We start from the raw sequence: 22,525 nt of genomic DNA, 5'->3' as shown, positions 1-22,525 counted from the left end.
CGACTGCCGTCCACGAAATACCTGCAAGGAGTTCGCGATGACCCACCCGACGTCACGGCGATCAATGCTCGGCCTGCTGGGCGCCGCGTCACTGGCCGGCGCCACACTCGTGGCCGTGCCCGGCGCCGCCGACGCCGCGACATCCCGATCCGCCGCGACGCCGAAGGGCCTGCGCCCAGGCGGCGAGTACGAACGGTTCGTCGCCGAACAAGCCGCGCAAGACAGGTTTTCCGGAACCGTGCTCGTCGCCCACCGTGGCCGGCCGGTGCTCGCCCGGTCCTACGGGATGGCGAACAAGGACCGCTCGCTTCCCAACGGACCCGACACCGTCTTCTGCGTCGCGTCGATAACCAAGACCTTCACGGCCCTGGCGATCGCCCAGTTGGCCGCGCAGGGCAAGCTGGGCTTCCACGATCCGCTCGGCGCCCACCTTGACGGCTTCCCCGCCGAGGTCGCGAACACCGTCAAGGTTCACCAGCTGCTGACCCACGACTCGGGCATCGGCCGACCTGCCCGGGGTGAGGGCTCGCCGGAAGAAGCGACGTGGAACAGCTTCGACGAGGTGATGGACGGCACCCTGGCCATCATTCGCAAGACACCTCTCCAGTTCACCCCCGGCAGCAAGCACGAATACAGCAACGACGGATACTTCGTCCTTGCCGCGATCGTCGCGCGAGTGACCGGACAGTCCTATTTCGACTATGTCCGCACGCACATCTTCGCCCCAGCCGGCATGTCCCACACCGACTTCTACAGCCGGCCCCAGGTGCTGGCCGACAACACCATTTCCCGTCCCTACCTGACGCAACCGGACGGCACCCGCATCGACTTCGCCAGCAGCCCCTTCGCGCCGTTCACCATCGGCGGGCCGGCCGGTGGCGCGTACTCCACCGCGTCGGACATGCTTGCCTACGCCGGCGCACTCACGTCGGGCAAGCTGCTCAACCCCGCGTTCACCGGGCTCATGACCAGTGGCAAGGTGGCCCTGCCGCCGTTGCAACCGTCAAGCCAGGCCGAGTTCTACGGGTACGGGTACGACGACGCCATCGTCAACGGCGAGCGCGTCTTCGGACACTCCGGTGGCGGCCCCGGCATAGCGACCCGGCTGGACGTCTTTCCCGGCCTGGACTGGGTGTCGATCGTCCTCGGCAACTACGACACTCCCATCAACCCGATCGTCGAACTCGGGCGCAAGCTGATCACAACATAACCGTTTCCGGGCCGGCGCGGTCGCCAACTCCGCGCCGGCCCGATCCACGAGCGCCCCGTCGATCGTCGGGAATCCGGGTGCATTCCTTGCCGTGGGCATGCCGGTGTGACAAGGTCGTCTCCGCGTGTCCACGCCAGGCACCAGGAGATCCCTGTGAACCGTCTCGCCATGCGCTTTTTTGCCCCACTGGCCGTTTCCGGTCTGCTCGCCGCCGGCACCGTCAGTCCCGCGGCTGCCGCCACCACCTTCACCAACGCGATCTTCCAGGCCACGCACAACAGCTACTCGGGCAATCTGGACGCCCAGCGCGGTTCCATCCGCTACCAACTCGACCACGGCATCCGGTTCATCGAGCTGGATATCCAGGACAACGACTACAGCACGGTGGGCGACTACCGGATCGGCCACAACTCGGCCGGCGACCTGGTGGACCACTCCGGGGGCAACCCGTCGTCGAACCTGCTGCGGGACTGGCTGGCGCAGGTGGCCGCCTGGTCGAACGCCAACCCGACCCACGCGCCACTGGTGGTCATGCTCGACATCAAGGACAACCTGACCGACAACGCCAACTACGCGGCCGGCAACCTGGCCGCGTTGAACGACGAACTGCGCGCCGCATTCGGCGGCAGTCTCATGGAGGCCAGGAACTACGTCACCGGATCCACTGTGGACTCGATGCGTGGGAAGGTGGTCACGTTGCTGTCCGGCGATTCCACCACTCGCGCCGGCTACCAGCGCGACCTCGGCTATCACCCCGCGATCGCGATGAACAACAACGGGCAGATCGTCGAAGTGCACGACTCCGGTGCGGGCGCGCTGTGGTACTGGACCGGCACCTACGGCGCGGATGGCCGAGTGAACTGGCTGCGGCACGGTCGCTACGACAGCGGCACCACGCCGGCGGTGGCGCTCAATGACAACGGCGACCTGGTCGAGGTGCACCAGTCCCAGAGCGCGACCACACTTTGGTACCACGTCGGCCACCTCGGCGCCGACGGCGAGATCAGTTTCTCGGCCAGCCACCAATACGACAACGGGGTGGCCCCCAGCATCGCGTTCACCGGCACGTCGACCCTGCGCGAGGTCCACCGGAGTCCGTCGACCGGCCTGAACTGGCAATGGACGGGCTCCCTGAGCACCACCGGCCAGACGGTGGCCTGGACGAACAACGCCAGGACATCCGACCAGCGCTACCCCACTTCGACGGCGTCCGCGGGCGGCCATCAGGTGACGGTGTACACGCAGGCCGACGGTGCCACGCCGAGCCAAACCCTGCGCGACTCCACCGACCAGGTCACTGGCCAGCGGATCGCCTACCGGCAGCGCGCTTTCGTGGAATACCAGGACGGCGACAACGCCGAACTGCGGCAGGGAGCGCTGTTCTATGCCGCGCCCGCCAGCGACACCGCATTCCTCACCGCCGCCCGCGCGAACGGGTTCCTCGCGCGCGGCTGGCAGTTCGACTCGGCCGGCGACGCCACCAACCCGTTGGTCAACTACCCGGCCACCGACTACCCGTACCAGAGTTGGTACCAGTCGCTGCTCAGCCAGTCCGGCGCCGTGCAGTGATGCCGCGATCGGCACCACCTTTGCTCAAGGCAAATCATCCGGCTGCCTTTCGAATACTGCCACCAAGAATTCCCAACACAATGAGCAGCACCCGCTCCGGGTGTTGCTGAAGATCACCACGGTTGACCGCGGGTGCAGCTACGACTGACGTTCGAGGCTCACCCGGAGTTCGTCGTAAGTCAGGGCCAGCGCGCGGAGAATGTCTCCGGCAGCGGCATCATCGCCGGTGACGAGCGGATATTGCAGCGAGCCGATCAGACGCGCCTGCTCGGTGGCGATGGCCGCCGCGGCGAGGTGCCCCACTTGGCGCAGGCACGCCGCGGCGTCGGCCAGACGTCGCGCGCCGACCCGGACCGCGAAGTGGACAAGGTGCTCGCGGAGTTCTTCATCGCAGTCTGACTCGACGTGTGCCGCGAGAGCCACCGCCGCATCGCCGTTACCGAGGCTGCCCGGCGGCATGTCGGCGCCGTTCTTGCCGCTGAGCCAGCTGATCGCCCGAGGCACGGACGCCGCGATGGCGTCGGCGGGATCGACCCGGCTGCGACGGGTGAAGTTCGCGCGCATCGTGTACGGCCGGCCGTAGTCGAGGGTGTCGGCACGCCAGGCGGTGGTGAATTCGGCCAGCGGCAGCCGCGCGTAGGGGTATCCCTGAGGGTCGTGGACAGTCACCTGTTCGCTGTCCATGGCGAGTGCGACGAGGTAGTGGTCGGCACCGATCGGCCCGGTCTTGCCTGGCTGGTACCGCAACCGGCCCATCTCGACCGGGCCGATCATGACCGGGCCGCGGACCAGACAGGACGCGAGACGGTCGAGCGCGGCACCGGCGTCATCCCCGCTGATGGTGTCCGCGGTCCAGCCGAGGACGGCCAGCGCATCGGCTATGCCGATGTCGGGATTCCAGCCCCACGGGTCGAAGAACGGCAGCGATCCGCCCACCAACTGCATCCCGAACGGACTGCCGGTCACCGTCTCCACCACCGCGGCCTCGGGTGCGTCGGCACCCAGCATCATGGCCAGGCAATTGGTGTAGCAGTACGGTCCTGAACCGCGATAAGGGATGTCGATCACCGCGCCACACTCGCAGTTTTCCGTGGAAAACACAATCGGCCGGCCTTGCCGGAGTTGGCCAACAGCGAGGCGGCATGACGGCGTTAAGGTTCGGTGCAGTCTCCGCACAAACACCATTCGTGACGAAGCAGGTGGCCAAACCGATCAGGAATCAAGAAGCGCCGCCACCGCGCCATGCCTAGCGTGTCCGCCATGGAAATCACCATTCACCAGACCTTCCTCCCGCACACCGACCCGGAAGCCTCCCTGGCCTTCTACCGCGACGCCCTCGGCTTCGAGGTCCGCAACGACGTCGGGCAGGGCACGATGCGCTGGATCACGATCGGTCCCAAAGGCCAGCCCGACACGTCCATCGTTCTGACTCCTCCGGCCGTCACCCCGGACATCACCGACGACGAGCGACACGCCATCACCGAGATGATGGCCAAGGGCACCTACGCCGCCGTCAACCTGGCCACCCCCGACCTCGACGACACCTTCGAGCGCGTGCAGGCCAGTGGCGCCGAGGTCGTCCAGAAGCCGACCGAGCAGCCCTACGGAATTCGCGACTGCGCCTTCCGCGATCCCGCGGGCAACCTGGTCCGCATCCAGGAACTGCGCTGAGTTCAGCCCGCGATCGCAGCCTGGCTCGCGCCGTGGCCGACCGGACTTCGAGATTACTGGAGGTAGCCCATGACACAGAACCAGCAGGCAGGCAGTCGCGGAGGGCCCGGGGCGGTGTCACGGTGGATACAGCGGCGAGCGAACGCCCGCACGAATGCCCGTATCCGGCGTAACGGCGGCAAGTTCATGGGGATGGATTTGCTGATCCTGCACACGGTGGGCCGCCGGAGCGGGCAGCCGCGGGAATCGCCGCTGGCGTGGTTCGCCGACGGCGAGGGCGCCTGGCTGATCGTCGCATCGGGCGGTGGGCGCAGGCACCCGGACTGGTATGCCAACCTGATGGCGCATCCCGGCCGGGCATCGATCGAGTTGCCCGGCCGCGACCCCACACCGGTGACGCCGCACCGACTCGACGGCGCCGACCGCGAACAGGCGTGGCAACGTATCACCGCCGCCCAACCCCGCTACGCGAAATACCAACGCAAAACCGACCGGGAATACCCGGTGATCCGACTCAGCGAACAGTCCGAATAACCAATCGGATCTGGTCGCGTTCCACGCATCGCCGTAACGACGGCGGTCGCGGTCTCCATCGACCGCGACCTCCATCGGCTTACCGCACATCCGGGTGTTATGGCAGCATCAGACGGTCCTGAGCGTGCCGCCGTCGATGATGTGGTCGGCACCGTGAATGTTCGCGGCGCGGTCGGACAGCAGGAACGCGACCAGGTCCGCGACCTCTTCGGGCCTGCCGATGCGCCCCGAAGCGATGTCGAACTGCCCGGGGAGGCTCGACAGGAGTTCGTCGTGACTGACACCGAATGCGCCGGCCACCTTGCCGCCGAAGCCGTTCGGGTCGGTCCACAGTGAACTCGCGACGATGCCCGGCGAGACGGTGTTGACGCGGACGCCCTGCGGTGCCAGTTCTTCGCTGAGCCGCTTGCCGAGCACGGTCAGTGCGGCCTTGGCCTCGGCGTAGCCGACCGGCGACCCGGCTGGCCTGCGTGCGTTGAGCGACGAAACGTTCACGATCGCGCCCTTGCGCTCCAGGATGCTCGGCAGGGCCGCCTTGGTGGTCCAGACCGCGCTGAACAGGTTGAGGCCGAAGATGGACTGCCACTGGTCGTCGTCCACGTCGAGGAAGCCCGCCAGCGAAAGGTTGTCCGCGTCGCCCCCGCCGACGTTGTTGACCAGGAAGTCGATCCCACCGACCGCCTCGATCGCCTGCTCGACCACGGCCACCGCGCTGTCACGGGTGCCCAGATCCGCCGCCACCGTGGCAGCGGCGACCTTCTCCAGTTCGGGCGTGATGGTGCGGGATGCCCCCACCACCCGGACGCCTTCCGCGGCGAGGGTTTCGGCGATGGCGAGGCCGATGCCACGGCTGGCACCGGTGACGACGGCGGTCTTTCCGTTGATTCCGAGTTCCATGATTCCTCTTCGTTCTTGAACTACAGGTCAAAAATTTGGGCGCAAAAAGCGCCCAAGCCAACAGTGCGGTGTGTCAGAAGCCCGCCAGGGCAGTGTCGATGATCCGGTACAGCGCCGGCCCGTCGAACGTCTTGGCCATCACGCGCAGCCCCACGATGGTGTTCATCAGGAACTGCGCCTGCGCTTTGGCATCGACTTCAGGAGCGACATCGCCGTCGCGTTGGCCCTGTTCGATGCGGGCGGTGAGCAACTCGATAGTGCGCTCCTCCATCCGCCGAACCGCCCGAGTGGCCTCCTCGTCCCGTCCGCCCAACTCGAGTGCCGTGTTCGCGGCCAGACAACCACGCTTGACCGGCCCGGTCAGGTCAATGTCCACAATGAACACGAGATAGGCCCGGATGCGTTCCTTGGCGGTGCCTGGCCGGGAAAGGAACTCCTCGGTCATCTCCGAACCCGCACGGTCATACAGGTCGAGAGCCTTACCGAACAGTTCCCGCTTGGAGCCGAATGTGTGGTACAGACTGCCTTTCCCCACCCCTGTCGCCTCCGCGAGGTCGGCCGGGGAGGTGCCGGCATAACCGTTCGTCCAGAACGTTTCCATCGCCTGCGCGATCACCACGTCCGGTTCGAAGTTCTTCGGCCTGCCCATGTCTGCCACTCTAGCAAGTACTTGACCTGTAGGTCAAGAAACCTCGACGAGGTACCCGCGCTGCAGGTTTTCGCCGCTGCCGCCACTGCGGTAGGCGAAGGCGGGCCCGGCTCGGGCCAGCGGTGACGCTCCGGTGGCGTGGGACACCAGCGGTCCAGGGTTGCTCCGGCGCGACGTACGATCGGGCCCGTGACCAGCAAGCCCTCGGCGCAGCACCTGAGCGATCTTGCGCGGCTGCGTCGCGTGCGTGATCGGATCGATCGGGAGTATGCGCAGCCGTTGGATGTCGAGGCGCTGGCTCGCGATGCGCACATGTCGGCCGGGCATCTCAGTCGCGAGTTCCGGCGCGCCTATGGCGAATCGCCGTATTCCTATCTGATGACCCGGCGCATCGAGCGCGCGATGGCGCTGCTCCGTCGTGGCGATCTCAGCGTCACCGAGGTCTGTTTCGCGGTCGGCTCCGCGTCGCTGGGCACCTTCAGCACCCGCTTCACCGAACTGGTCGGCATGTCACCCAGCGCGTACCGACGCGACGCCGCGCGCGCGACGGCGGGCATGCCCTCCTGCGTGGCCAAACAGGTGACCAGACCGGTCAGGAATCGAGAAGCACGCTCGCCCGGGGGTCACCTAGGGTGACTGCCATGGACATCACCATTCACGCGAGCTACCTCCCGCACAGCGACCCGGAGGCTTCGCTGGCCTTCTATCGCGACGCCCTCGGCTTCGAGGTCCGCAACGACGTCGGACAGGGCACGATGCGCTGGATCACGGTCGGCCCCAAGGACCAGCCCGACACGTCCATCCTCCTGGCACCACCGACCGCCGACCCCGGCATCACCGACGACGAGCGCCGCACCATCGCCGAGATGATGGCCAAGGGCACCTACGGCTGGATCCTCCTGGCCACCCGCGACCTCGACAGCATCTTCGAAAAGGTACAGGCCAACGAGGCCGCCGAAGTCGTCCAGGAACCGACCGAACAGCCATACGGGATGCGCGACTGCGCCTTCCGCGACCCCGCAGGCAACCTCATCCGCATCCAAGAGCTTCGCTGACCCCTGCCGAAATCACAACCACTACCCGCATGCCCCGGCGGACGGTGCCGGTCGGTCTGACCAACCGTAGCCTCGACTACCCCGACGGAACACCAACCAGACGTCCTGCCCAACAGATGGAGACACGGTAAGCATGGCCCCGAGGACGAACACGCCAGCGAAGGAGCGCAGCGGTCGCGCATCAACGCAGTCGCCTGCGCTTCACGTCGCCGACAGCCACGATCTGATCCGTGTGCACGGCGCACGCGAGAACAACCTCAAGGACGTCAGCGTCGAACTCCCCAAGCGGCGGCTGACGGTGTTCACCGGGGTCTCCGGCTCGGGCAAGAGCTCTCTGGTGTTCAGCACGATCGCCGCGGAGTCGCAACGGCTGATCAACGAGACCTACAGCGCCTTCGTCCAGGGCTTCATGCCGGCCCTCGCGCGGCCCGAGGTCGACGTGCTCGACGGGTTGACCACCGCGATCATCGTCGACCAGCAGCGGATGGGGGCCGACCCCCGGTCCACGGTAGGCACCGCCACCGACGCCAACGCGATGCTGCGAATCCTGTTCAGCCGGCTCGGGAAGCCGCACATCGGCTCGCCCCAGGCGTTCTCCTTCAACGTCGCTTCCATCAGCGGAGCCGGTGCGGTCACACTGGAGCGCGCCGGAAAGACCATGAAGGAGCGCCGCAGCTTCAGCATCACCGGCGGCATGTGCCCGCGCTGCGAAGGCCGGGGTCAGGTCAACGACATCGACCTGACCCAGCTGTACGACGACAGCAAGTCGCTCAACGAGGGTGCGCTCACGGTGCCGGGCTACAGCGTGGACGGCTGGTACGGGCGCATCTTCAGCGGCTGTGGCTTCTTCGACCCGGACAAGCCGATCCGCAAGTTCACCAAGAAGCAGCTGAACGACCTGCTCTACAAGGAGCCGACCAAGATCAAGGTCGAGGGCATCAACCTGACCTACGAGGGGCTCATCCCGAAGATCCAGAAGTCGATGCTGTCCAAGGATGTCGACTCCCTGCAGCCGCACATCCGCGCCTTCGTGGAACGCGCGGTCACCTTCGCCACCTGCCCCGAGTGCGACGGCACCCGCCTGTCCGAACAGGCTCGGTCCTCGAAGATCAACGGCATCAGCATCGCCGACGCCTGCGCGATGCAGATCAGCGACCTGGCCAAGTGGGTGGGGACCCTCGACGAACCGTCCGTCGCGCCGCTGCTGGCCGCGCTGAAGCACACGCTCGACTCGTTCGTCGAGATCGGGCTCGGCTACCTCAGCCTCGACCGCCCCGCGGGCACGCTCTCGGGTGGTGAGGCGCAGCGCACCAAGATGATCCGCCACCTCGGGTCGTCGCTCACCGATGTCACCTACGTCTTCGACGAGCCGACGATCGGGCTGCACCCCCACGACATCCAGCGGATGAACGACCTGCTGCTGCAGCTGCGCGACAAGGGCAACACCGTGCTGGTCGTCGAGCACAAGCCGGAGGCGATCGCGATCGCCGACCACGTCGTCGACCTCGGCCCGCGCGCCGGCACCGAGGGTGGCCAGGTGATGTTCGAGGGAACCGTCGAGGGGCTGCGGGCCAGTGACACGCTCACCGGGCGGCACCTGGACGACCGCGCCTCCCTCAAGTCCGCCGTGCGCACGCCGTCGGGCAAGCTCGCGGTGCGTGGCGCCGCCACCCACAACCTGCAGGACGTCGACGTGGACATCCCGCTCGGCGTGCTGGTCGTCGTCACCGGAGTGGCGGGCTCGGGCAAGAGCTCGCTGATCCACGGCTCAGTGTCCGGGCAGGACGGAGTCGTGTCGGTCGACCAGACGCCGATCAAGGGTTCGCGGCGCAGCAACCCGGCGACCTACACCGGACTGCTCGACCCCATCCGCAAAGCGTTCGCGAAAACCAACAGCGTGAAGCCGGCGCTGTTCAGCGCCAACTCCGAGGGCGCCTGCCCCAACTGCAACGGCGCCGGCGTCGTCTACACCGACCTGGCGATGATGGCCGGCGTCGCCACTACCTGCGAGGTGTGCGAGGGGAAGCGGTTCCAGGCGTCGGTGCTGGAGTACCACCTCGGCGGCCGCGACATCAGCGAGGTGCTCGCGATGTCGGTGACCGAGGCCGAGGAGTTCTTCGGCGCAGGCGAGGCGCGGACGCCGGCGGCGCACAAGATTCTGCAGCGGCTCGCCGACGTCGGGCTCGGCTACCTGAGCCTCGGTCAGCCGCTCACCACGCTGTCCGGCGGCGAACGGCAGCGGCTCAAGCTGGCCACCCAGATGGGCGGCGACGGTGGTGTTTACGTCCTCGACGAACCGACCACCGGCCTGCACCTCGCCGACGTCGAGCAACTGCTCGGCCTGCTCGACCGGCTCGTCGACTCCGGGAAGTCCGTCATCGTCATCGAGCACCACCAGGCGGTCATGGCGCACGCCGACTGGATCATCGACCTCGGCCCCGGCGCCGGTCACGACGGCGGGCGGATCGTCTTCGAGGGCACCCCCGCGGACCTCGTCGCCGCCCGCTCCACCCTCACCGGGGAGCACCTCGCGGCCTACGTCGGCGCCTGACCCAAGCTGCTCTCCCAAGGCTGCTCTCCCAAGCCAGAACTCGGACACCCCAACCGGGAACTCACGCACCCGAACCGGGAACTCACGCACCCGAACCGGGAACTCGCGCGCAGGAACCGGGGACACGCCAGATCCCGGCGTGTCCCCACTTCAGGGCGGCGTGTCCCCGGTTCAGGGCGGCGTGTCCCCGCTTCAGGCAGCTGTGTCCCCGGTTCAGGAACGGTGTGTCCCACGCGCCTGTACCGGGCCGCCGACGGCGGTGGCGTGCACCGCTGGTCGGCCGACCCGGTTGCCGGTCAGAGGATGAACAGCGCGCGGGTCGCGGCCCGGGCGTCCTGCAAGGGTTTGACCGCAAGACGGACCAAGGCCAGGGCATTGTCATCGCCCGCGATGCGGTTGGCGCTCAGTTCCCCGCAGGACAGGCACTGATGGATGATCATCCATTCCCCATCCGGCCGCACCGACATGCTCACTGCCTCCATCCGTCCGCGACAGGTCGCGGCGCGGTCGCCGGGGACACGGCGATCCACGTGCAGGCTGGCCAGACAGTTCGGACAGTGGTTGCGGTGGGCGGTTCCCGGGGCATCCGTGGAGACCTCGAGCCGGCACTCGACGCACCGGAATTCGTGGGCGCGATGGCGGCCCTGGCCGTGCCGGACGTCCTTGTGACGCTGCGGGCGCCGGGCCTGGGCCCGTCCCCGCACGGTGTTGCGCCGCGGCATGGTCATCTCCTCCTTCCTGGTGACCGGCGGCATGCGGTCGAAGGCTGGCTGCCGCGGCAACACGGCCGTGACATCCTCATCTCCCCATTGCCCGGCGTCACAGGGCACCGAACGTTTCAAGTGGGAACGGCGGCTGTGCCAGCGGACGTACCGCCATGCGCAGCAGGAGGAGCTGGTTGTCATCCGTGCAGACCGGGTTGGAGGTCAGCTCGTCACAGCGCACGCAGCGGTGGATGACCATCCAGTCGCCAGTGCGCAGCACGGCGATGGCGATCGGGGTCATGCGCGCCCGACACTGGCTCGGGCCACCCTCGACATGGTCGGTGATGTGTTGCGAGCGCAGGCACGCTGGACAGTGATTGCGCAGCGTGCCATCCGCGGCGAATGTGGACACGGTCAGACCGCACCACTCGCAGGCGAACGTGTCGATCTTCGAAGTGCTGCGCGAAGTGCTCGGTGCAGTGTTGGCTGGGTTGGACACCCGGAGTGCTCCCTTGCTGAGAAGTATGCGATGACAGCAAGAGCCGGCCGAGCGATCCTCGACGAACAGGCCACGCGCGAGAAGACCACGTCCCTAAGGCAGGGGCATGGGTGCGAGTGGAAACGGGCACCGGAACGCAGCTTCCAGTCGGCCGCTCACGAACAGCGGCAGCGGAACCAGGTCACTACGCGGTGGGCCGAGGTACGCTCGGCGCGAGCCGGGGCATGAAACACTCTTTCTAGGGCACGCTGGCCCGGTCTGCGCTCAACAAGTGCGTCGCAAGGCTAACGGTGGCGTCAGGGCTCACGCCAGCGACTTTCCCGTCCTGTCTGTGCCCCCAGTTGGAGCGGGCGAGTTCGGCGCTCAGGCACCTGAGTTTCCCGTCCCATGTGCGTCGGCAGCGGCGGCAAGCACCGAGGCGGCGCCGGGGACGGAGGACGCCGGTGGACATGCCCTCATATCGCAGACACGGCGTGGGCGGCCGCGTCCCGGAATGCAGCCACGACGGTTTCGACGCAGCCCTTCGTGGCGTCGTCGTCGGGAATGATGACGCTGCCGGTGACCGTGATCGGCGGGTCGAACTCAACCGCCCGCACCCGGGTGGAATCGGTGCGGGCGACCAGGTCGGCGGGCAGCAGTGCCCAGCTGTGCGGGTTCAAGCCGAGCTCGATCATCGTGTCCGCAACGGTGCCGAGGGGCCGGCCGAGCGGTGGATGGATGCCTACCCCCCGAAGGGCGGAGATGACGGCATCGTGCAGGGGCCCGTCGTACTTCCGGGAGGGGACCCGCAACACGTAGCCGGCCATTTCGGCGAGAGTGACCGAGACTCGTCGCGCGGCCGGGTGCCGGGTGGAGACCACCGCGCACAGCGGCTCAGACCAGGTGGGCAGGACTCGGAGCCCGGCCGCGGATACCACACCACGGGCCAGTACCAGGTCGAGTTCACCGCGCCGCAGGGCGTTCAGCCGCGGGGTGACCGGGAGATCCACGAGGGCCACTTCGAACGAGGGGTTGTGCTCATGGAGGGCGTCGATGCCGCGTTCGAGCCGACGGGTCAGCCCTGGCTCGGTGCCGATGCGCACCCGGGCCGCGGGCGTGTCCACCGCGGCCCGCACCCGTTCGGCCGCCAGGAGGGTCTCCCGCGCGGCGTCGAGCACGCGCCGCCCGGCTTCGGTCAGGCGCACCCGCCGGGGAGAGCGGTCCAGCAGCCGGACCCCCAGCTCGCGTTCCAGCCGGGCGACCTGCTGGCTGACCGCGGGCTGCACGATGTTGAGCCGCTCGGCCGCCCGCCCGAAGTGCAGCTCCTCGGCGACGGTCACGAAGTATCGAAGTGCACGCAGTTCCATCCCGGCTCCGATCGCTTCACCTGCGACGATCACTAGATCTTATTACTGCGCGGACCACTTGGATCTGGGTCCAGGGCCGGCGTCGCGGTGGACTGTTCCCATGCGAATCGGAATTCACCTCGACTCCTCGGGCGCCGTCACCGTCGATGAAATCCAGGCGGACGCCCGTGCCGTGGCCGCCCGCGGCCTCGACAGCGCCTGGACCAACCAGGCACCCGGCGGGTGGGACCCGCTGGCGGTGCTCGCCACGACGAGCGACGGGCCGGACGAACTCGGCACCGCGGTCGTGCCGACCTACCCGCGCCACCCGGTGGTCATGGCGACCGAGGCACTGACCGTGCAGGCGCTCTCCGGCCGCCGGCTCACGCTGGGCATCGGACCGAGCGCCGCGCTCATCATGACCGGCGAGTTCGGCATCCCGTACACCGCACCCGCCCGGCACACCCGGGAATACCTGGAAGTCCTCCGGCCGCTGTTGCGCGGCGAACACGTGAAGTACTCCGGCACGTTCTTCACCATCGACACCCAACTGGCCATCGCCGCGGATCCGCCCTCGGTGATGCTCGCCGCGCTGGGGCCGCGAATGCTCGAGGTGGCCCGCGATCTGGCCGACGGCACCCTCGCGCTGTGGGCACGGCCCAAGACGGTCTCCGACTACCTGGTGCCCCGGCTCAGTGACGGCGCTCGGATCGCGCTGACGCTGTTGGTGGTGGTCACGAGCGACGCCGACGGCGTACGCGAGCGGGTCGCGCGGGACTACGCGATAGTCCGCGAGCTTCCGGCGTACCGGGCGATGCTCGAACGCGGTGGACTGTCCGGGCCCGCGGACACGGTCGTAGCCGGTGACGAGAGCTCCGTGCTGCGGGAACTGCGGCGGTTCCGCGACGCGGGGGTGACCGACCTGATCGTCTCGGTGCCCGGCTCGAAGGAGGACCGGGAACGCGTGCTGGACGTCTTGGCCGGAAGCTCCTTCGCCGATTGAGGCCGCTCGCCTTGCCCAGTCACGGTTCGACCTGCCTGGTAAGGGAAAGCCGCTGTCCGGTTTGAACAAGCCGCGCGACGAAAACTGGCGGATCCGGCGGAAATGGAACGTCGACGACGCCCTGAACCAGGAACTCGGACGCCTGAACCGGGGACACGCGCGCCGGAACCGGGGACACGCCGGGGCCGAGGTCCGTGTGGCATACGGCACGCGCTCGGCCCCCGGCCGCCGGCAAGGTCAGCATCAACAGATAGCGTGGCTGCCCCGCAAGATCCATGGCACCACCAGGAGAAGCCACATTGGGCGTCAAGGCCTTCGCGAAACCGATCACCCTCGTCGTCGTCGGACTGTTTCTCATAATCGGCGCCTTCGCCTTCGGAGTCAGCGACCCCAGCTGCGGCCGCGGGAAGACACTCAGTCACGGGGAAGTCTGCGTCAACACCGCGACCGGTGAGGAGCAGGACTACGACGAGGCTCAATCCAGCCAGGACAAGGAAATCAAGATCGCGATGCCGATCATCGGCGGAATCGTCATCCTCGTCGGCATCTACACCGGCGTGCAGCGGTATCGCGCGCGGACTCGCGACGCCGGAACTGGCCAAGCTCGCGACCTGTGACGGTGACCGACAGCCCGTTCCCAAGACCGCCCGCCTTGCCCGGTCACGCTTCGGCGGCACAATCGAGTCATGACGGAACGGAAGCCGACCGGGATGAGCTCCGAGTCCTGGGTCGAACGGCAGATCCGGGAAGCGACCGAGGCCGGTGAGTTCGACAACCTGCCAGGCAGGGGAAGGCCGCTGCCCGGCCTGAACCAGCCGTACGACGAAAACTGGTGGATCCGCCGGAAAATGGAGCGCGAGGGAATATCCACCGACGCGCTCCTACCCACTCCGTTGAAGCTTCGCAAGGAAATCCTCGACCTGCCTGCGAGCGTCCGCCCGCTCCGCTCGGAGAAAGCGGTCCGCGAGGTCGTCGGGGAGCTCAACAAGCGGATCATGAACCACCTGCGGGTCCCGTCGGGCCCGGACGTTCCGGTCCGGCCGGTGGACGCGGACGCGGTGGTCGAGCAGTGGAAGGCGGACCGGGCGGCGAAGCGTGCCGCCGCCCAGCCCGCGGTGCCGACGGAGAAGCCGAGGTCGTCGCGCTGGTGGCACCGGTTGTTCGCACTCGGTGTCGTTTGAGAACCCGCCCACCCAATCTTGCGGGTTCGAGGACTCACGGTGACCGGGGGTTCTCCAGAACAGACTCTCAAGCGAACTTGGCGAGCGCGGGGTGCCGCTGCACCATGATGGTGCTGCGCACGATCGCTTCCTTGTACAGCGCGGCCATCCGACCGGTGAGCACCCTCTCCACCGGGCTGTCGTCGGCGCGGACGAACTGGATGAGGCCGTTGCGCCGGCCGAGGCTGATGCACCGGAACCGGTACCCGAAGTCCAGCGGCTTCGGGGTGCGTCCGGCGAGCCGATCGGCGAGCGCGCCCACGGCGTGGGCGGCGGTCGGCAGCCCGGTCGCGCAGGCCATCCGTAGCTCCTGGTTGTCGGCGCGGTGGGCCGCGGCGGCGTCTCCGACCGCGTAAACCTCGGGATGCGAAACCGAACGCAGCGTTTCGTCGACGATCATCCGCCCGTCCGCGTCGACGGCGAATCCGGCCTCGCGGGCCAGGGCCGGCACCCGGAAACCGGTGGTCCAGATCACGATGTCCGCCGGGATGTGCTCACCGCCGGCCAGCATCAGGCCGTCGGCCCGCACCTCGGTCACCCGGACCTGCTCCGAAATCTCGATGCCCAGCCGCTCGAAACTCGACCGCAGGTGACGCCGCCCACGGTCGGACAGCGCACCACCGAACTCCCCGCCGGTCACCAGCCGCACCTTCAACTCGGGGTTGGACTCGGCCAGTTCGCTGGCGGCTTCGATCCCGGTCAGCCCGCCGCCGACCACTGCGACGGTCCCCGCCAAGGAGGTCTGAGGGCTTGCCCCCAGGCGGGGTCTGGGGGTTGCACCCCCAGACAACACAGTCACGCGCTCATGCAGCCGCCTCGCCCCCGCGGCGTCGGCCACGGTGTAGGCGTGCTCGGCCGCACCGGGCACCATGTCCAGGTTCGCCTGGCTGCCGACCGCGTAGAACAGGACGTCGTAGCTCACCGGCTCCGGAGCGTTCTCCAGACGGATGGCCCGGTTCTCCACGTCGATGGCGGTTGCCCGGTCGATGATCAGGTCCACGCCCGAGCCGTCGAGCAGCTCGGTGAACGGCAGGTCCCGCAACTGTTGCCCGGACGAGAGCTGGTGCAGTCGCACCCGCTCGACGAACCGGTCCGCGGCGTTGATCAGGGTCACCTTCGCGTTCGTGCGCTTGGCGAGCAGCTTTGTGGCCAGCAGGCCCGAATAACCGCCACCCAGAACCACGATGTGCATGTCGTTCTCCCTTCATCCCCGTTGTTCGAAGGGTGAACCGACGAAGGGAGCGATCCGTGACAGTCGGTGGCGTAGGTCACTGTCTCAGTCAAAACGCGCGGCCGACGAGCACCAACACGGACTTTTGAACAGCCCTATCACCTTCGTTGCCGCACGGCGAAGGCCAGCTTGTCCGGGTTGGCGATGACGCGAACGGCGACGATCCGGTCATCCGCCACCTCGGGCACGAAGAGGTAGGTGAGCACTTCGCTCTCGTAGACGACGACGGCCGGATCGCCGTTGACGAGCTCGATCGAGAGGGTCGCGTTGGCTGCCCGCGGATGCCTCTGCAGCCCGCTGAACAGGCGCGCGACATCGGCCCGGCCGGACACCGGGCGACGGGCCGCGGTCGCCTTGCCGCCGCCGTCCGCCCAGGACACCACATCCTCGGCGAGCAGGCGTTCCAGTCCCTCCACATCGCCCTCCACGGTCGCGGCCACAAACCGCTCCACGATCTTCGTCCGCTGCGCAACGCTCGCGGTGAAACGCTTGCGCGGTTCGCCGACATGCTCGCGTGCCCGGCGGTAGAGCTGCCGCGCGTGCGACTCCTCGACATCGAGGATTTCCGCGATCTCGCGATGGCTGTAGTCGAACGCCTCCCGCAGCACGAATGCCGCGCGTTCGGGCGGCGTCAGCCGCTCCAACAGCACCAGCACGCCGAGCGCCAGGGAGTCGCGCTGCTCGACGGTCTCCAGCGGCCCGAAGTCACCGTCCGCGGTGAAGACCGGTTCGGGCAGCCACGGCCCCACGTACTGCTCGCGGCGCGCACGAGCCGAGGTGAGCCGGTTCAGGCACAGGTTCGTGGCCACCTTGGTCAGCCATGCTTCCGGGACGTCGACCGACTCGCTCCGTGCCCAGCGCAGGTACACGTCCTGCACCACGTCCTCGGCTTCGGACGCCTCGCCCAGCATCCGGTAGGCCAGCCCGAACAGGCGCCCGCGCTCGGCCTGGAACCGCGTCAACTTGTCGGCCTCCACCCTGACAGCTAACCAGCTTGGTGGGGCGCGCCCTACCCCGATTCGTCGGGCGCGGCCCAGTGTTCCGGCCGAGAAGCCCTGGGAAGGTCTGCTACACCGACCAGAAAGGGGCGAGATGGAAACCAAGGTCCTCCCGGCTGTCGCCGCGGTGGCCGCTTCCGCGGCGTTGTTCTTCTTCGGCACCGGACTGGCTCCGATCGCCGCATTGGCCTGGATCGCCCCGCTTCCGGTGCTGCTACTTGCGCCGAGAGTCGGCGCCACGACCGCCGTCGTCGCCGCGTTCCTGGCCTATCTGCTGGGCACCGCGAACAGCTGGTCGTATTTCCTGCATTCACTGTCCATACCGCTGCCCGCGGCTCTGCTGATCGTCGTCGGCGGCGCGGGCGTGTTCGCCTTGGCGACTCTGTTGTTTCGCGCCCTGTCGCGAGCGGGCAGGCCGCTGCTCGCGATGCTGAGCGCGCCATCGGTCTGGGTCACCGCGTTGTTCGCCGCCTCGCTGGCCAGCCCGACCGGCGTCGTGGGCACGCTGGCGACGACTCAGGCTGACGTGCCCGTCGTACTGCAACTCGCCGCGATCACCGGGTCCTGGGGCGTGGAGTTCCTGGTGCTGCTGGTGCCCGCCGCCGTCGCGGCCTGCGCCGCGCCCGGAGTCGCGACCGCGGCCCGGCTGCGGACCGGCGCCGTGATGACCCTGGCGGTCGCCGCCATGCTCACCTATGGCTTCGTCCGGTTGTCCGATGTGGACGACCACGCCGAGCGGCTCGCGGTCGTCGCGGCCACCGAGCCGCACTGGGCCGTCGATGTCGCCGGCCCCGCGGGCCGGCTGCTCGTACAGTCCTATGTGGACGAGATCGCCGGATTGCCGGACGGGATCCGGATGGTCGTGCTGCCCGAAGCGAGCTTCGCCGCCGACGAGGCGAGCCTACCGGCCCTCGTCGAACCGCTGTCCCAGGTGGCGCGCGCCAAGGGGGCCGACATCGTGGTGGGGGCGCTCAGCACCGAGAACGGGCAGCGCTTCAACACCGCACTCGACATCCGCCCCGGCCAGCCCTCCGTGGCGTATCACAAGTGGCACAACGGCGGCGCATCCAACGTCCAATCAGGACACGAGCTGGCCATGCCGGGCGGGATCGGCCTGGCGGTCTGCATGGACGTGAACTTCCCGGACCCCAGCCGTGACTACGCGCGAGCGGGTGCGCGGTTCGTCGCCATCCCCGCGTCAGACGAGGACGTGGACGGCTGGCAGCACAGCCGTGCCGCGCTGTTGCGTGCCGTGGAGAACGGGTTCAGCGTGGCATGGAGCGATCAACGTGGCTTGTCGATCCTGGCCGACTCGCGAGGCCGCGTGCTCGCCGAAGCCGCCACCGGCGGACCGGCGCCGTTCGCCGTCGCGATCGCCGACGTTCCCGCCGGTACGGGTCCGACGTTCGCCGCCCGGTTCGGCGACTGGTTCCCGTGGCTGTGCGCCGCGCTGACACTGGTGGGCCTGGCGGCTGCCGCGGTGCGACGCCGGCCCACCGCAGGGACGCAATCCGGCCAGCCAGGAGAAACCCGTTCTCTCCGCGTCCCACTTCGATAGCCGTTCCGTCAGTGATGGGTTCCCCGGCCTTCACCCCCGGTGAACCATGCCCGACCTCCCCAACCCAGAACTCACCTCCCCCAACCCAGAACTCACCCTCCCCAACCCAGAACTCGACCTCCTGAAACGGCAACTCGGCCTCCTGGGCCGGGGACACGCCAGATCGCGGCGTGTCCCCGGTCCAGGGCGCTGAGTTCCGGGTTGGGGCGGGCGAGTTCCGGGTTGGGGCGGGCGAGTTCCGGGTTCAGGCCAGACGCCGTCGGGAATTGCGACCGGGGACTGCAGGGCTGTGACCGGCGGCTGCGGAACTGCCGTGTGGACTATGGTGAACCCTCCATACCGGACCAAATCTTCATCTTGGACTAACCCTTCATCTTGGACTAAATGTCCCAGGTTGAACTGAATCTCTCCTGCTGGACCAAGCCTTCCCTGCCTTACCCGCTGGACTATGCCTCCAAGCTGGCCTAGACCTCTAAGCTGGCATAAAGGCCGGGTTGCGATCGTGGAGGTCAGGTGCGGATCGGCGAACCGTCGCGGCGAACGACATGACCGCCGACCCGGATACCGGAAAAGTCGCCCGGCTCGGCAAGGTCAACGGCATCGCATGCGACATCCTGCTGACGCGCCGCCCGTGGGAGTCCGACATCGACGCCATCGTGGTGTCCATCGGCAGCACGCTCGGCAGCCTCGCCCTGACGCTCTCCGAAGTGTTCCCCGACGCGGACTGGGAAGGCCTGCCCGGCCGAGGGGTCACGCCGGAAGAACCCAGCGTGCTGGACCTACGCGCCTACAGGCAGCGGCTGCAGTTCGCGGTAGCCACGACACCGCACGAAGGTGGCAGCCCCGGCGAGCCGAGCCTGGGCGCCATCGCCACCGCCACCGAAGCCGCCGTGCTGCTGGCCGCACGAGAGGGAGCCCGGGCACTGGGGGTGCCGCTGCTGGGCACCTGGTCACTCGGCATGCAGGCGGACCGGGTCGCGTCCGTGTCGGTGCCGGCGGTCATGCGGGCACTCGAACAGGCTTCCGACACGCAGTTGCGCCGGGTCGTCTTCATCTGCCGCGAGAACTACTCGGTAAAGGCAATCCGAGCAGCCTGGGAGGGCCGTGCAGTCGAGTTGGCCGGGGGCGTCTCCAGCGACCTCGTCGACCCCAACGTCGGCATCCCGCTCGATCGCGACCAACTCGACATGGCGCTGTATGTGTCCATGCTGGCCACGGTGATCGCCGACCGGAAGACGCCGCTGCCGCTGTCGGTCGGCATCTTCGGCGAATGGGGCTCCGGTAAGAGCTACTTCATGGGCCTGCTGCGCGAGCAGGTGGGCCGGCTGGCGGACTCGGGCAACCGCGCCTACTGCGACGAGGTCGTGCAGATCGGTTTCAACGCCTGGCATTACGCCGACACCAACCTCTGGGCCAGCCTCGGCGACGAGATCTTCCGGCAGCTTGCCGGGCCGGGCCCCAGCTCTGGTGAGCGGCGCACGCTGCTGCGGGACGAACTCGCCAAGCGGCTCGAACAGGTCAAGGAGCTGGAAGCGGCCAAGCAGCAGGCGCAGGAGATCGCGGCCCGGCTCCAGGCGGACGTGGACCAGGCCGGCACCGCCCGCGGAATCACCGCGAAGAACCTGATCCGCGCGCTGACCGGGTCGCGGAAGCTGTGGCGCCACCTGGGCATCTCCGACCAGGCCGAGCAGGGCGCGCTGCTGGTCGAGCAGTTCCGGGGCACGCTGACCGAGGCCGACCTGCTGCGCAGGTCGTGGCACGACCGGTGGGGCAGGGTCGCGCTGGTGGTGTCCGGGGTTGTCCTGCTTGCGGTCGTCCTCACCGGTGCGCTCGCGCCGGACGCCTGGCGTCTGCTGAGCGCGGTCGGGGCCGGGTCCCTCGCGCTCGCCGGCACGGGGATCACGTTCATGACCCGGGTCCGCGCCGGCATCCGGGAACTGCACGAGCTCGCCGAGGATCTGCGTGATCGCATGAGCCGGGCCGCCTGGGCGGATCTCCCACCGGAGGTCGCCGCCCAGCTCGACCGCCTTCGCAAGGCCGAAGCCGACCAGCGGGTGGCCCAGGCCCAGTTGGCCGAGGTGGTAGCCAGGGTCGGCGAGCTCGGGCGGCAGCTGACCGAGCTGGCCCCGGGCCGCAACCTCTACACGTTCCTGGCCGACCGCGCCCACGGCGACTCCTATCGCGGCAAGCTGGGGCTCGTTTCCACCATTCGCAAGGACTTCGAGCAACTGGTCGAGCTGATGCGGGACTGGCGGGCTCACCCGGACGCGGGCGGCAAGCCGATCGACCGGATCGTTCTCTACATCGACGATCTCGACCGGTGCAACCCCAGGCAGGTGGTGCAGGTGCTGGAGGCGGTGCACCTGCTTCTCGCGCTGGAGCTGTTCGTCGTGGTGGTCGGTGTGGACCCGCGCTGGCTGGTGCGTTCGCTGCGCAGTCATTACGACGAGATCCTCGACGAAGGCCCGGACGGCGGCTGGCAGGCGACGCCGGAGGACTACCTCGAGAAGATCATCAACCTGCCGCTGGTGCTGCCCGCGATGCCTCAGGGAGGCCTGCACCGGTTGCTGCGCTCGCTGGACAGTGAGCACTTCGAGCTGCCGCCGGGGACGCAACAACCGGACCGCGAAGAGGCGCCCGGTTTCATCGGTTCAGTCCTCAATCCCGGCTTCGTGGAACCAGGCTCCGAAGTGGACGGTCAACGAGAGCCGGCGCGGGCGCCACAGGGCCCGGACCCGCTCACCGATTCCGAACTGACCTTACTGTCCACACTGGACAACTTGGTCACGACACCACGGCAGGCCAAGCGGTTGTTCAACCTGTACCGGATGGTGCGCGCCACTCGCCACCTGTCGGAGGCGTCGCGGTTTCTGGGTGACGACGGCAAGCCCGGCGAGTACCAGGCGGTGGTGACCCTTCTGGGGCTGCTCACCGCGCCCGCCAGGCTGCTCGGCCGGGCGCTGGACACACCGCCAGACCCCGCGCGCTCGGTCGGTGGTGGGCTGGTCCACCGTCATCCGGAGGCGGCCTGGGCACAGTTCGTGGCCGACTGCGAGCCGCGCCGTGCCGGCGAGAGCTGGCACAACGGGGTCGCCGGGGTGCTCGGCGAGGAGGAGGTGCGGGACTGGTTCCGCCTGCACCGCGGGCTGACCCACGTGTCGGAATCGGTGGAGCTCACGGACGTTTCCTCGTTCCAGGCGTGGGTACCGGTGATCCGCCGGTTCTCGTACGTGCTGGGTTAGGCGGTGCTGGCCTTCACACGGGCGTGGGCGAGCAGTTCGTCGACCGACCACTGGTCGTAGACGTGTTCGCCGTACTTGCTCGCCAGCACTCGCCCGTCGCTTGCGATCAGGAAATCGGCGGGCAGACCGGTGCGGCCACCATGCGGCATGAGCGACGGGTACGGCCGCCTCTGCACCAGCGCGGTGAAGACGCCGCGCAGGATCGGCCCCCAGGCGCGCGGATCGAGCAGCGACCGCGGTGAGGACTCCACACCGAACTCGGCGTAGACCCGCTTTTCCGGGTCCGCGACGACGGCGAACGGCAGGTCCGCGACGTACGGTCGCAGGTCGTCAACGGAGGAATGGAAGAACACCACTTCCCGGATTCCCGCGGCCACGATCTCCTCGTGCCGCTGAACCACCGACCGCAGATGCAGGTTGCAGACCGGGCAGCCGGCGAAGCGCCGGAACTGCAGGTGCACCAGGCGGTCGGGGTCGGGCACCCGGACCGGCTCGCCGGTGACGGTGATCAGGTCACGCACGTCCACCCGTTCAAGCATGGGGACTCCCTCATAAGCGTATCTTGTACGCCTACGAAGTTATGCGCGTATGTCGTACGCTGTCAAACCA

The 22,525-nt window shown here is 68.2% G+C and carries 21 protein-coding genes; 12 read left to right on the top strand and 9 right to left on the bottom strand.

The annotated features are described in order from the left end of the window. The first annotated feature begins 37 nt into the window (after positions 1 to 37). Both A3CU_RS0109655 and A3CU_RS0109650 read left to right on the top strand, forming a co-directional pair. Entirely contained in the window at positions 38 to 1,210 is a 1,173-nt protein-coding gene (locus tag A3CU_RS0109655) for a serine hydrolase domain-containing protein (RefSeq protein ID WP_027942106.1), read from the top strand. Between the two features lie 168 nt (positions 1,211 to 1,378). Then, positions 1,379 to 2,779, top strand: coding sequence for a PI-PLC domain-containing protein (locus tag A3CU_RS0109650; protein ID WP_027942105.1), 1,401 nt, complete (start codon positions 1,379 to 1,381; stop codon positions 2,777 to 2,779). Positions 2,780 to 2,917: 138 nt separating this feature from the next. Here the strand turns inward: A3CU_RS0109650 and A3CU_RS0109645 are convergent, their stop codons facing one another. Continuing rightward, the gene (locus A3CU_RS0109645; RefSeq protein ID WP_027942104.1) at positions 2,918 to 3,847 is read right to left on the bottom strand and encodes a hypothetical protein; all 930 of its coding nucleotides are present in this window, start codon (positions 3,845 to 3,847) and stop codon (positions 2,918 to 2,920) included. A gap of 192 nt (positions 3,848 to 4,039) precedes the next feature. On the opposite strand from A3CU_RS0109645, the gene A3CU_RS0109640 reads away from it, so the two are divergent. Next, positions 4,040 to 4,450 (top strand): VOC family protein, encoded by a 411-nt coding sequence (locus tag A3CU_RS0109640; RefSeq protein WP_027942103.1) that lies wholly within the window; start codon positions 4,040 to 4,042, stop codon positions 4,448 to 4,450. Between the two features lie 69 nt (positions 4,451 to 4,519). Continuing rightward, a complete protein-coding gene (locus A3CU_RS0109635; RefSeq protein ID WP_027942102.1) occupies positions 4,520 to 4,984 on the top strand; it encodes a nitroreductase family deazaflavin-dependent oxidoreductase in 465 nt (154 codons plus the stop codon). 108 nt (positions 4,985 to 5,092) lie between these two features. Here A3CU_RS0109635 and A3CU_RS0109630 read toward each other — a convergent pair whose 3' ends face one another. Further along, positions 5,093 to 5,881, bottom strand: coding sequence for an SDR family oxidoreductase (locus tag A3CU_RS0109630; RefSeq protein ID WP_027942101.1), 789 nt, complete (start codon positions 5,879 to 5,881; stop codon positions 5,093 to 5,095). Between the two features lie 73 nt (positions 5,882 to 5,954). Then, positions 5,955 to 6,500 (bottom strand): TetR/AcrR family transcriptional regulator, encoded by a 546-nt coding sequence (locus tag A3CU_RS0109625; protein WP_211246388.1) that lies wholly within the window; start codon positions 6,498 to 6,500, stop codon positions 5,955 to 5,957. Positions 6,501 to 6,719: 219 nt separating this feature from the next. Here A3CU_RS0109625 and A3CU_RS0109620 point away from each other — a divergent pair, with 219 nt between their 5' ends. From A3CU_RS0109620 to A3CU_RS0109610, 3 genes are all read left to right on the top strand, one after another. Beyond that, entirely contained in the window at positions 6,720 to 7,166 is a 447-nt protein-coding gene (locus A3CU_RS0109620; protein ID WP_027942099.1) for a helix-turn-helix transcriptional regulator, read from the top strand. A gap of 5 nt (positions 7,167 to 7,171) precedes the next feature. Beyond that, a complete protein-coding gene (locus A3CU_RS0109615; protein ID WP_027942098.1) occupies positions 7,172 to 7,585 on the top strand; it encodes a VOC family protein in 414 nt (137 codons plus the stop codon). A 133-nt stretch (positions 7,586 to 7,718) separates the two neighbouring features. After that, a complete protein-coding gene (locus A3CU_RS0109610; RefSeq protein WP_027942097.1) occupies positions 7,719 to 10,136 on the top strand; it encodes an ATP-binding cassette domain-containing protein in 2,418 nt (805 codons plus the stop codon). A 296-nt stretch (positions 10,137 to 10,432) separates the two neighbouring features. Here A3CU_RS0109610 and A3CU_RS0109605 read toward each other — a convergent pair whose 3' ends face one another. The 3 genes from A3CU_RS0109605 to A3CU_RS0109595 all read right to left on the bottom strand — a co-directional run bounded on the left by A3CU_RS0109605 (position 10,433) and on the right by A3CU_RS0109595 (position 12,685). Further along, the gene (locus A3CU_RS0109605; RefSeq protein WP_245616972.1) at positions 10,433 to 10,891 is read right to left on the bottom strand and encodes an RNHCP domain-containing protein; all 459 of its coding nucleotides are present in this window, start codon (positions 10,889 to 10,891) and stop codon (positions 10,433 to 10,435) included. Positions 10,892 to 10,955: 64 nt separating this feature from the next. Then, positions 10,956 to 11,339 carry an RNHCP domain-containing protein gene (locus A3CU_RS0109600; protein ID WP_027942095.1) on the bottom strand — a complete coding sequence of 128 codons (384 nt, stop codon included), beginning with the start codon at positions 11,337 to 11,339 and terminating at the stop codon, positions 10,956 to 10,958. A 455-nt stretch (positions 11,340 to 11,794) separates the two neighbouring features. Beyond that, complete coding sequence (locus A3CU_RS0109595) at positions 11,795 to 12,685, bottom strand: LysR family transcriptional regulator (protein WP_027942094.1); 891 nt, start codon at positions 12,683 to 12,685, stop codon at positions 11,795 to 11,797. Positions 12,686 to 12,785: 100 nt separating this feature from the next. Here A3CU_RS0109595 and A3CU_RS44195 point away from each other — a divergent pair, with 100 nt between their 5' ends. The 3 genes from A3CU_RS44195 (at position 12,786) to A3CU_RS0109580 (ending at position 14,848) form a co-directional block, all read left to right on the top strand. Further along, positions 12,786 to 13,667: a TIGR03564 family F420-dependent LLM class oxidoreductase gene (locus tag A3CU_RS44195; RefSeq protein ID WP_043840868.1), complete on the top strand. Its 882-nt coding sequence runs from the start codon at positions 12,786 to 12,788 to the stop codon at positions 13,665 to 13,667. Between the two features lie 299 nt (positions 13,668 to 13,966). Next, entirely contained in the window at positions 13,967 to 14,284 is a 318-nt protein-coding gene (locus tag A3CU_RS0109585) for a hypothetical protein (RefSeq protein ID WP_027942093.1), read from the top strand. Between the two features lie 69 nt (positions 14,285 to 14,353). After that, positions 14,354 to 14,848: a DnaJ family domain-containing protein gene (locus A3CU_RS0109580; RefSeq protein WP_027942092.1), complete on the top strand. Its 495-nt coding sequence runs from the start codon at positions 14,354 to 14,356 to the stop codon at positions 14,846 to 14,848. 67 nt (positions 14,849 to 14,915) lie between these two features. Here A3CU_RS0109580 and A3CU_RS0109575 read toward each other — a convergent pair whose 3' ends face one another. Next, entirely contained in the window at positions 14,916 to 16,079 is a 1,164-nt protein-coding gene (locus A3CU_RS0109575; protein ID WP_027942091.1) for an NAD(P)/FAD-dependent oxidoreductase, read from the bottom strand. 137 nt (positions 16,080 to 16,216) lie between these two features. Beyond that, a complete protein-coding gene (gene sigJ / locus A3CU_RS0109570; protein WP_245616985.1) occupies positions 16,217 to 17,029 on the bottom strand; it encodes an RNA polymerase sigma factor SigJ in 813 nt (270 codons plus the stop codon). Positions 17,030 to 17,210: 181 nt separating this feature from the next. Here sigJ and A3CU_RS44190 point away from each other — a divergent pair, with 181 nt between their 5' ends. Beyond that, entirely contained in the window at positions 17,211 to 18,674 is a 1,464-nt protein-coding gene (locus A3CU_RS44190; protein WP_052371595.1) for a nitrilase-related carbon-nitrogen hydrolase, read from the top strand. 545 nt (positions 18,675 to 19,219) lie between these two features. Beyond that, the gene (locus A3CU_RS0109560; protein ID WP_027942089.1) at positions 19,220 to 21,916 is read left to right on the top strand and encodes a P-loop NTPase fold protein; all 2,697 of its coding nucleotides are present in this window, start codon (positions 19,220 to 19,222) and stop codon (positions 21,914 to 21,916) included. Here the strand turns inward: A3CU_RS0109560 and A3CU_RS0109555 are convergent. Then, positions 21,913 to 22,455: a peroxiredoxin-like family protein gene (locus A3CU_RS0109555; RefSeq protein WP_027942088.1), complete on the bottom strand. Its 543-nt coding sequence runs from the start codon at positions 22,453 to 22,455 to the stop codon at positions 21,913 to 21,915. The genes A3CU_RS0109560 and A3CU_RS0109555 overlap by 4 nt on opposite strands. Between the last annotated feature and the right edge of the window lie 70 nt (positions 22,456 to 22,525).

This window comes from Amycolatopsis taiwanensis DSM 45107, assembly GCF_000519205.1.
GTDB classification, from domain to species: domain Bacteria; phylum Actinomycetota; class Actinomycetes; order Mycobacteriales; family Pseudonocardiaceae; genus Amycolatopsis_E; species Amycolatopsis_E taiwanensis.
The sequence above is the reverse complement of the archived record's forward strand: the minus strand, read 5'-3'. Positions and strand labels throughout refer to the sequence as shown.

Coding starts and splice junctions, on each gene's coding strand:
- A3CU_RS0109595 (WP_027942094.1), bottom strand. CDS start 12,685: ATGGAACTGCGTGCACTTCGATACTTCGTGACCGTCGCCGAGGAGCTG.
- A3CU_RS0109580 (WP_027942092.1), top strand. CDS start 14,354: ATGACGGAACGGAAGCCGACCGGGATGAGCTCCGAGTCCTGGGTCGAA.
- A3CU_RS0109555 (WP_027942088.1), bottom strand. CDS start 22,455: ATGCTTGAACGGGTGGACGTGCGTGACCTGATCACCGTCACCGGCGAG.
- A3CU_RS0109630 (WP_027942101.1), bottom strand. CDS start 5,881: ATGGAACTCGGAATCAACGGAAAGACCGCCGTCGTCACCGGTGCCAGC.
- A3CU_RS0109560 (WP_027942089.1), top strand. CDS start 19,220: ATGACCGCCGACCCGGATACCGGAAAAGTCGCCCGGCTCGGCAAGGTC.
- A3CU_RS0109635 (WP_027942102.1), top strand. CDS start 4,520: ATGACACAGAACCAGCAGGCAGGCAGTCGCGGAGGGCCCGGGGCGGTG.
- A3CU_RS44190 (WP_052371595.1), top strand. CDS start 17,211: ATGGAAACCAAGGTCCTCCCGGCTGTCGCCGCGGTGGCCGCTTCCGCG.
- A3CU_RS0109650 (WP_027942105.1), top strand. CDS start 1,379: ATGCGCTTTTTTGCCCCACTGGCCGTTTCCGGTCTGCTCGCCGCCGGC.
- A3CU_RS0109605 (WP_245616972.1), bottom strand. CDS start 10,891: ATGCCGCCGGTCACCAGGAAGGAGGAGATGACCATGCCGCGGCGCAAC.
- sigJ (WP_245616985.1), bottom strand. CDS start 17,029: ATGCTGGGCGAGGCGTCCGAAGCCGAGGACGTGGTGCAGGACGTGTAC.
- A3CU_RS0109575 (WP_027942091.1), bottom strand. CDS start 16,079: ATGCACATCGTGGTTCTGGGTGGCGGTTATTCGGGCCTGCTGGCCACA.
- A3CU_RS0109640 (WP_027942103.1), top strand. CDS start 4,040: ATGGAAATCACCATTCACCAGACCTTCCTCCCGCACACCGACCCGGAA.
- A3CU_RS44195 (WP_043840868.1), top strand. CDS start 12,786: ATGCGAATCGGAATTCACCTCGACTCCTCGGGCGCCGTCACCGTCGAT.
- A3CU_RS0109615 (WP_027942098.1), top strand. CDS start 7,172: ATGGACATCACCATTCACGCGAGCTACCTCCCGCACAGCGACCCGGAG.
- A3CU_RS0109655 (WP_027942106.1), top strand. CDS start 38: ATGACCCACCCGACGTCACGGCGATCAATGCTCGGCCTGCTGGGCGCC.
- A3CU_RS0109610 (WP_027942097.1), top strand. CDS start 7,719: ATGGCCCCGAGGACGAACACGCCAGCGAAGGAGCGCAGCGGTCGCGCA.